Source organism: Stenotrophomonas lacuserhaii, from assembly GCF_039674585.1.
In the GTDB taxonomy this organism is placed as follows: Bacteria; Pseudomonadota; Gammaproteobacteria; order Xanthomonadales; family Xanthomonadaceae; genus Stenotrophomonas; species Stenotrophomonas pennii_A.
This window is the reverse complement of sequence record NZ_JBDJNU010000077.1, coordinates 2501-5539: the sequence shown is the minus strand read 5'-3', so window position 1 is coordinate 5539 and position 3039 is coordinate 2501. Positions and strand designations below refer to the sequence as shown.

Here is a 3039-nt window from a genome sequence, read left to right as displayed (position 1 = left end):
GGGTATAAACCCTGGCGATGACCTACTCTCGCATGGCTTGAGCCACACTACCATCGGCGCAGCTGCGTTTCACTTCCGAGTTCGGGATGGGATCGGGTGGTTCCACAGCGCTAATTTCACCAGGGAGGCTTTTGGAGTGTCGCCGCAGGACGTGTCTTTGCAGGGAGCGGGCACGGATGTGCCGGCTTTACAAAGAGACGCGCCTGGGCGCCTGCCTCTCGTTTGGTCTTGTGACGTAGCGTGCACTTGGATCTATCGACATGTCATGTCGGCCAAGGCAACTTGAGGTTATATGGTCAAGCCGCACGGATCATTAGTATCAGTTAGCTCAATACATTGCTGTACTTACACACCTGACCTATCAACCACATAGTCTATATGGTTCCTTCAGGGGGCTTGTGCCCCGGGAGATCTCATCTTGAGGCGCGCTTCCCGCTTAGATGCTTTCAGCGGTTATCGCTTCCGAACATAGCTACCCGGCAATGCCACTGGCGTGACAACCGGAACACCAGAGGTTCGTCCACTCCGGTCCTCTCGTACTAGGAGCAGCCCCTCTCAAATCTCCAACGCCCATGGCAGATAGGGACCGAACTGTCTCACGACGTTCTGAACCCAGCTCGCGTACCACTTTAAATGGCGAACAGCCATACCCTTGGGACCGACTACAGCCCCAGGATGTGATGAGCCGACATCGAGGTGCCAAACACCGCCGTCGATATGAACTCTTGGGCGGTATCAGCCTGTTATCCCCGGAGTACCTTTTATCCGTTGAGCGATGGCCCTTCCATACAGAACCACCGGATCACTAAGTCCTAGTTTCCTACCTGCTTGATCCGTCGATCTTGCAGTCAAGCACGCTTATGCCTTTGCACACAGTGCGCGATGTCCGACCGCGCTGAGCGTACCTTCGAGCTCCTCCGTTACTCTTTAGGAGGAGACCGCCCCAGTCAAACTACCCACCATACACGGTCCCCGATCCAGATTATGGACCTAGGTTAGAACGTCAAGCACGACAGGGTGGTATTTCAAGGTTGGCTCCACTGCAGCTAGCGCCACAGTTTCATAGCCTCCCACCTATCCTACACAGACGAACTCAACGTTCAGTGTAAAGCTATAGTAAAGGTTCACGGGGTCTTTCCGTCTTGCCACGGGAACGCTGCATCTTCACAGCGATTTCAATTTCACTGAGTCTCGGGTGGAGACAGCGCCGCTGTCGTTACGCCATTCGTGCAGGTCGGAACTTACCCGACAAGGAATTTCGCTACCTTAGGACCGTTATAGTTACGGCCGCCGTTTACTGGGGCTTCGATCAAGAGCTTCGCCTTGCGGCTGACCCCATCAATTAACCTTCCAGCACCGGGCAGGCGTCACACCCTATACGTCCACTTTCGTGTTTGCAGAGTGCTGTGTTTTTGATAAACAGTCGCAGCGGCCTGGTTACTGCGACCCTCTTCAGCTATAGCTCGCATGAGCCACCAAAAAGGGTGCACCTTCTCCCGAAGTTACGGTGCCATGTTGCCTAGTTCCTTCACCCGAGTTCTCTCAAGCGCCTGAGAATTCTCATCCTACCCACCTGTGTCGGTTTACGGTACGGTCTGCGTAAGCTGAAGCTTAGGAGCTTTTCCTGGAAGCGTGGTATCAGCGACTTCGCCTTGAAGGCTCGTCTCGGTGCTCGGTCTTAGAGGATCCCGGATTTGCCAAAGATCCAAACCTACCGCCTTTCCCCAGGACAACCAACGCCTGGTACGCCTAACCTTCTCCGTCCCTCCATCGCACTTACGCGAGGTGCAGGAATATTAACCTGCTTCCCATCGACTACGACTTTCGTCCTCGCCTTAGGGGCCGACTCACCCTGCGCCGATTAACGTTGCGCAAGGAAACCTTGGGCTTTCGGCGTGCGGGTTTTTCACCCGCATTATCGTTACTCATGTCAGCATTCGCACTTCCGATACCTCCAGCAGACTTCTCAATCCACCTTCAACGGCTTACGGAACGCTCCTCTACCGCGTACATATAAATATGCACACCCCAAGCTTCGGTTCACTGCTTAGCCCCGTTAAATCTTCCCCGCAGACCGACTCGACCAGTGAGCTATTACGCTTTCTTTAAAGGGTGGCTGCTTCTAAGCCAACCTCCTGGCTGTCTGTGCCTTTCCACATGGTTTTCCACTTAGCAGTGAATTTGGGACCTTAGCTGTGGGTCTGGGTTGTTTCCCTTTTCACGACGGACGTTAGCACCCGCCGTGTGTCTCCCATACAGTCCGTCTCGGTATTCGGAGTTTGCAATGGTTTGGTAAGTCGCGATGACCCCCTAGCCATAACAGTGCTCTACCCCCGAGAGGATACATATGAGGCGCTACCTAAATAGCTTTCGAGGAGAACCAGCTATCTCCGGGTTCGATTAGCTTTTCACTCCTAATCACAGCTCATCCCCGTCTTTTGCAACAGACGTGGGTTCGGGCCTCCAGTACCTGTTACGGCACCTTCACCCTGGCCATGACTAGATCACCCGGTTTCGGGTCTACTGCCCGCGACTATGCGCCCTTATCAGACTCGGTTTCCCTTCGCCTCCCCTATACGGTTAAGCTTGCCACGAACAGTAAGTCGCTGACCCATTATACAAAAGGTACGCAGTCACTCCTTGCGGAGCTCCTACTGCTTGTACGCACACGGTTTCAGGATCTATTTCACTCCCCTCTCCGGGGTTCTTTTCGCCTTTCCCTCACGGTACTGGTTCACTATCGGTCGGTCAGTAGTATTTAGCCTTGGAGGATGGTCCCCCCATGTTCAGACAGGGTTTCACGTGCCCCGCCCTACTCGTCTTCACTGAAATGGCCCTTTCAGATACAGGGCTATCACCTTCTATGGCCAGTCTTTCCAGACTGTTTTCCTAGAACCAAATCAGCTTAAGGGCTAGTCCGCGTTCGCTCGTCGCTACTTACGGAATCTCGGTTGATTTCTTTTCCTCTGGTTACTTAGATATTTCAGTTCACCAGGTTCGCTTCCAGCAGCTATGTATTCACTGCAGGATACCCGCAAG

The 3039-nt window shown here is 53.6% G+C and carries 2 rRNA genes (1 of these 2 running past the window's edge); both read right to left on the bottom strand.

The annotated features are described in order from the left end of the window. Positions 1-9 precede the first annotated feature (9 nt). Positions 10-124 (bottom strand): 5S ribosomal RNA (rrf, locus tag ABE522_RS17305). A gap of 168 nt (positions 125-292) precedes the next feature. After that, positions 293-3039 (bottom strand): 23S ribosomal RNA (locus ABE522_RS17300); it runs 134 nt beyond the window's last position.